We start from the raw sequence: 5,403 nt of genomic DNA on the forward strand, positions 1-5,403 counted from the left end.
CGGACGGGCGGAGCTCCGGGACGCGCAGCCCGATCGGCGCGCCCGCCACCCACCGCCAGCGGAGGCCGTCGAGCGCGGGAACGGTGCCGTGCAGCGCGGCGCAGCCGATCAGCGGCGACCAGATCCGGGAGGCGAGCCCCTGGAACAGGATGGACGCGGCCACCCGGCGGTCGGGGGTGGCGAGCCGTTCGGCATAGTGCCCGACCAGGGCGTCAAGGCCGGACGTCAGCGGGGTCCAGCCGTCGGCGGAACCGGCTTCCAGGGCGAAGTAGGGGCCGAGCGCCGCGACCTCGGCGAGCTCCCGTTCCATGCTCAGTTGGCGGCGCTTCAGTTGGCGGCGCTTCAGTTGGCGGCGGCGGGCCGGGCGACGGCGCGGGAGAACAGCATCTCGCGGGCCGTGGTCAGCGCGGTCGCGACGGCGCCGAGCACGGTCGCCTCGCCTTCGAGCGCCGACATCTCGACGGGCGGCGGGGTCAGCGGGGTCATCGCCTCCAGCCGGTCGCGGACCGCTTCGAGCAGCAGATCGGCGCCGGTCCTGCCGAGCCCGCCGCCCAGGACGACCAGCTCGGGGTCGAGCACCGCGATGACGCTGGCGATCGCCCGGGAGATGTTCGCGGCCTCCTCCCCCACGATCTCGACGGCGTTGACGTCGCCGTCCCGCGCCGCGTCGTAGATCATCTCGGGGGTCCAGCGGCCCTTCATCCCGTACCGCTGCGCGGCCGCGACCAGCGCGGGCCCCGACAGCACGCTCTCGAGCTGCCCGCGCGAGGTGTCGGAGCCGCCCGAGCCGAGCGGCAGGAACCCGATCTCGCCCGCCGCGCCGCGTGAACCCCGGTACAGCTTGCCGCCGAGGACGACGCCCATCCCGAGCCCCGTCCCGATCGACAGGAACACGAAGTTCCGCAGCCCCTTGCCGAGCCCGTACGCCTGCTCGCCGAGTGCCGCGAGGGCGATGTCGTTCTCGATGGTGAACTCGCACGGCATCCGCTGGGCGAGCCGGTCGATGACGCCGGGCCGCTGCCAGCCGGGGATGTTGGGGGCGAGCTGGAGCCGCCGGTGCTCCCGGTCGTAGATCCCGGGTGTGGCCAGCACCGCGTGGGTGAGGGTGCGGCCGTCCGCGAGCTCCGCGACGAGCCCGCCGATCTGCTCCATCAGCGCCGAAGCGCTCCTGGCCTGGGAGCGGACGTCGCGGCGGACCACGACCTCGCCCGCGATGTTCGCGAGCGCCGCCCGCACCCATTCCCGGCCGATGTCGACGCCGACGACCCAGCCCGCCTCCGGGCTGACCTCGTACAGCATCGCCGACCGGCCCGCGCCGCCGGTGCGCTGGCCGACCGTCCGCACCAGGCCGACCCGTTCCAGGTCGGCCAGCGCGAGGGAGATGGTGGGCTTGGACAGCCCGGTGTTCTTGGCCAGCTCGGGCCGGGAGATGGGGCCGTGCAACCGGATCTGCTCCAGCGCGGCCTTCTCGTTGATCACGCGAAGCAGCGCGGTGGTGCTGGCGGTGGTCGTCAACGACGCCCCTTCTCCCTGCCCGAGAACGATGGCCCGCTACTCCGGCAGTTCGACCCGGCGGGCGAGGCCCGCGCCGATCTCACCGGCGATGGTCTCCAGGACGCCCTGCTCGATCGCCGAGTCGACGGTCAGCACGGTCAGGGCCTTGCCGCCCTGCGCGTCCCGGCCGACCTGCATCCCCGCGATGTTGATGCCGAGGTCGCCGAACTGCTTGCCGATCACGCCGATGACGCCCGGACGGTCGATGTACCCGAGCACCGCCATGTGCGGGGCGGGGGTGAGTTCCACGTCGAACCCGTTGATCTCGACGATCCGCTCCAGGTGGCGCGGGCCCGACAGGGTGCCGGACACCGAGACGACGTCACCGTCGGCCATGGTGCCCTTGACGGTGATGACGTTCCGCCACGCCGGGGACTCCTCGCTGGTGGTCAGCGAGACCTCGACACCGCGCTCGCCCGCGAGCAGCGGGGCGTTGACGAAGGTCACGGACTCCTCCACGACGTCCGCGAACACTCCCTTCAGCGCCGCCAGCTCCAGGATCTTGACGTCGTGAGCGGTGATCTCGCCACGCACGATGACGTCGAGGCGGACCGGGACGCTGCCCGCGAGGGCCGTGAAGATCCGGCCGAGCTTCTCGGTGAGCGGCAGGCCCGGCTTGACGTCCTCGGCGACCGCGCCGCCCTGGACGTTGACGGCGTCCGGCACGAACTCGCCCGACAGGGCCAGCTTCACCGACTGCGCGACCTGCGTGCCGGCCTTCTCCTGCGCCTCGTGGGTGGACGCGCCGAGGTGGGGGGTGGCCACCACGTTGTCGTGCAGGAACAGCGGCGAGTCGGTGCACGGCTCGGAGACGAACACGTCGAGACCGGCGCCGGCGACCCGGCCCTCCTTGAGGGCGATGTCGAGGGCGTTCTCGTCGACGATGCCGCCGCGCGCCGCGTTCACGATCCGCACTTCGGGCTTGACCAGGTGCAGTTCCCGGTCGCCGATGAGACCGAGGGTCTCCTTGGTCTTGGGCAGGTGCACGGAGATGAAGTCGGCGACCTGGAGCAGCTCGTCCAGCGGGAGCAGCTTGACGCCGAGCTGGGCGGCGCGCGCGGCCTGGATGTAGGGGTCGTAGGCGACGATCTCCATGTCGAAACCGGCGAGGCGCTGGGCGACCAGCACACCGATCCGGCCGAGGCCGAGGACGCCGACGGTCTTGCCCTGGAGCTCGACGCCGGTGTACTTGGAGCGCTTCCACTCGCCCTGCTTGAGCGCGGCGTGGCCCTGCGGAACGTTCCTGGCCGTCGCCAGCAGCAGCGCGATGGCGTGCTCGGCGGCGGTCACGATGTTGGAGGTGGGCGCGTTGACGACCATCACGCCGGCCTTGGTGGCGGCCTCGACGTCGACGTTGTCGAGGCCCACGCCGGCGCGGGCCACGACCCGCAGCTTCTTGGCGTGCTCGAACACCTCGGCGTTGGCCTTGGTCGCGGAGCGGATGATGAGCGCGTCGACGTCTGCGACGGCGGGCAGAAGGGCGGCGCGGTCGGCGCCGTCCACATAACGGACCTCGAAGTCCGATTCGAGAACCGCGATCCCGGCAGGGGACAGCTCTTCGGCGACGAGGACGACTGGCTTGCTCAACTTGGAGATCCTTGAGGTGAGAACTTTGCAGGTGGTTGCGGGGGCCGATGGGCAAGCCGTCGCCGCCGCATGCGAGCCACGCCCTCGTGTCACGCCTAATAGGAGTCTATATCCGCGCGCGGTCAGCCCCGACTCGCCCGGCGGAACTCCCAGAAGCGCCGCTTCTTTTCGGTCGTGGCGGGGGCGAGGGAGATCTCCAGGGCGTCGGTCAGGGAGAAGGCGATCCCGTCGCGGGCCTTCGGTTCCCTGAACTCGGGCCCCCGGACGGCGCCGAACGCCGAGGCCCTGGTCAGGCCCAGGACCTTCACCTCCACCCGGAACCGCCAGGCGCCCTTTTCGGGAAGGTCGATCAGCGCCTCGAATCCGTCCTCCGCGACGGAGGCCGCGTAACGGTATTCCACTTCGCCATCAGAGAGAAGCAGCGTGATTTCCGGATTGCGCGCCTGGACGCGCGCGACGGACGCCGAGCCCTTCACCCGCAGCCGTCCGGACTTGTCCCAGGAGAGGGTGTCGAGCCGGTGCTCCACCCCGACCTCGGCGGTGATGTCGGCGTCCTGGCGGGGCACCCCGCGCAGATACGGGTAGACGGCGTAGACCCGGCCGCCGACCACGACCGCGCCCTCCTTCCGCCCGGCGACCTCGTCGGAGATCAGCCGTTCCAGCTCCTCGAACATCTCGTTCTCGATGCAGAACGCGCGGAGCCGGTGGGCTTCGGCCAGTCCCTTGCGGACGTCGTCGGTGAGCAGCCCGTCGAGGATGGTCTTGGTCGCGGTGGCGAGCGTGCGCCGGACGGGCGGCTCGACCTCGAGAAACCGCTGGTCGTAGACGCGCAGGATCTCGCGCGTGATGCTGAGGCCGGGCGTGGTGCCGGTGAGGGTGGTCGGTGCCATGAAAGAAGTCGCTCCCCGGGGCGTGCGGACAACCTTGAACGCTAGAGCCGCAACGCCCCGGCCGGGTGGAGCGACACGGCGCGGGGTCCCCGGCATTGCGCGACACATACTCGGTATGCATACTCAGTAGGCATGTCGATACGTCATGGTCTGCTGGCGCTCCTCGCCCAGGGGCCCCGGTACGGATACCAGCTCAGGTCCGAGTTCGAGGCCACCACGGGCAGCACCTGGCCGCTGAACATCGGGCAGGTCTACACGACCCTCGGCCGGCTGGAGCGCGACGGCCTCGCGCTGCGCGGCGAACAGGACGCCGACGGCCGGTTCGCCTACTCCATCACCGACACCGGGCTCGCCGAGGTCAGACGCTGGTTCCTGACCCCGCTGGCCCGCGCCGACCGGCCCCGCGACGAGCTGGCCATCAAGCTGGCGCTCGCGCTGACCAGCCCGGAGGCCGACGTCCAGGCCGTCGTCCAGGCGCAGCGGGCCGCGACCCTGCGGACCATGCAGGAGCTGACCAGGCTCAAGACCCGGGACGCCGAGCCCGCCTGGTCCCTCGTCCTCGAATCCATGATCTTCCAGGCGGAGGCCGAGATCCGCTGGCTCGACCACTGCGAGGCGTACGTCCTGCGTCGCCCCGCCACCGCCCCGGCCGCCCTTTCGGACACCCCCCAGAACACCCCGGAGCCCTCCCATGAGCGTGCTTGAACTCCACCAGGTCTCCCGCGACCACGGCAGCAGCGCGGCGACGATCGTCCACGCGCTGCGCTCGGTCAGCCTCACCGTCCTGCCCGGCGAGTTCGTCGCCGTGATGGGCCCGTCGGGGTCGGGCAAGTCGACCCTGCTGACCCTCGCGGGCGGGCTCGACCACCCCACCGACGGGCAGGTGCTCGTCGAGGGGACCGACCTCGGCGCGCTGTCCCGCAGGGAGCTGTCGGCGCTGCGCCGCCGGTCCGTCGGGTACGTGTTCCAGGATCTGAACCTGATCCCGTCGCTGACGGCGCTGGAGAACGTCATGCTCCCCCGCGAACTGGACGGCGTCCGGGCGCGGACGGCGCGGGCCGAGGCCGGCGCGGCGCTCGCCGAAGTGGACGTCGCGGAGCTGGCGCACCGGTTCCCCGAGGAGATGTCGGGCGGGCAGCGGCAGCGCGTCGCGATCGCCCGCGCGCTCGTCGGGGAACGCCGGCTGGTACTGGCCGACGAGCCGACCGGCGCGCTCGACAGCAGGACCGGCGAAGACGTCATGCGGCTGCTGCGCGCCCGGTGCGACGCGGGCGCGGCCTGCCTGATGGTCACCCATGAGTCCCGGCACGCCGCCTGGGCCGACCGGGTGGTGTTCCTGCGCGACGGCGCCGTCGTCGACGCCACCACCGCG

Annotated in this window: 5 protein-coding genes and 1 pseudogene; 2 read left to right on the forward strand and 4 right to left on the reverse strand. The window is 71.8% G+C overall.

What is annotated here, in order from left to right; genetic code table 11:
- From ACYVE7_RS28345 to ACYVE7_RS28360, 4 genes and pseudogenes are all read right to left on the reverse strand, one after another.
- A pseudogene (locus ACYVE7_RS28345) lies at positions 1 to 310 on the reverse strand ((2Fe-2S)-binding protein); the annotation flags it as partial.
- A gap of 32 nt (positions 311 to 342) precedes the next feature.
- On the reverse strand, positions 343 to 1,515 hold the full coding sequence (locus ACYVE7_RS28350) for an ROK family protein (protein ID WP_460368841.1): 1,173 nt from the start codon (positions 1,513 to 1,515) through the stop codon (positions 343 to 345).
- Positions 1,516 to 1,551: 36 nt separating this feature from the next.
- A complete protein-coding gene (serA, locus tag ACYVE7_RS28355; RefSeq protein ID WP_460368843.1) occupies positions 1,552 to 3,141 on the reverse strand; it encodes a phosphoglycerate dehydrogenase in 1,590 nt (529 codons plus the stop codon).
- Between the two features lie 122 nt (positions 3,142 to 3,263).
- Positions 3,264 to 4,031 carry a hypothetical protein gene (locus tag ACYVE7_RS28360; protein WP_460368846.1) on the reverse strand — a complete coding sequence of 256 codons (768 nt, stop codon included), beginning with the start codon at positions 4,029 to 4,031 and terminating at the stop codon, positions 3,264 to 3,266.
- A gap of 132 nt (positions 4,032 to 4,163) precedes the next feature.
- On the opposite strand from ACYVE7_RS28360, the gene ACYVE7_RS28365 reads away from it, so the two are divergent.
- Together ACYVE7_RS28365 and ACYVE7_RS28370 are read left to right on the forward strand one after the other, a co-directional pair.
- Positions 4,164 to 4,736: a PadR family transcriptional regulator gene (locus ACYVE7_RS28365; RefSeq protein ID WP_460368848.1), complete on the forward strand. Its 573-nt coding sequence runs from the start codon at positions 4,164 to 4,166 to the stop codon at positions 4,734 to 4,736.
- Positions 4,723 to 5,403: ABC transporter ATP-binding protein (locus ACYVE7_RS28370; RefSeq protein WP_460368850.1), on the forward strand; the 681-nt coding region annotated here is incomplete at its 3' end. The genes ACYVE7_RS28365 and ACYVE7_RS28370, both read left to right, overlap by 14 nt.

Source organism: Actinocorallia lasiicapitis (assembly GCF_054778695.1).

What these genes read in the sequence shown, in the direction of transcription:
- ACYVE7_RS28365 (WP_460368848.1), top strand. Translation starts at nt 4,164, where the DNA reads ATGTCGATACGTCATGGTCTGCTGGCGCTCCTCGCCCAGGGGCCCCGG.
- ACYVE7_RS28360 (WP_460368846.1), bottom strand. Translation starts at nt 4,031, where the DNA reads ATGGCACCGACCACCCTCACCGGCACCACGCCCGGCCTCAGCATCACG.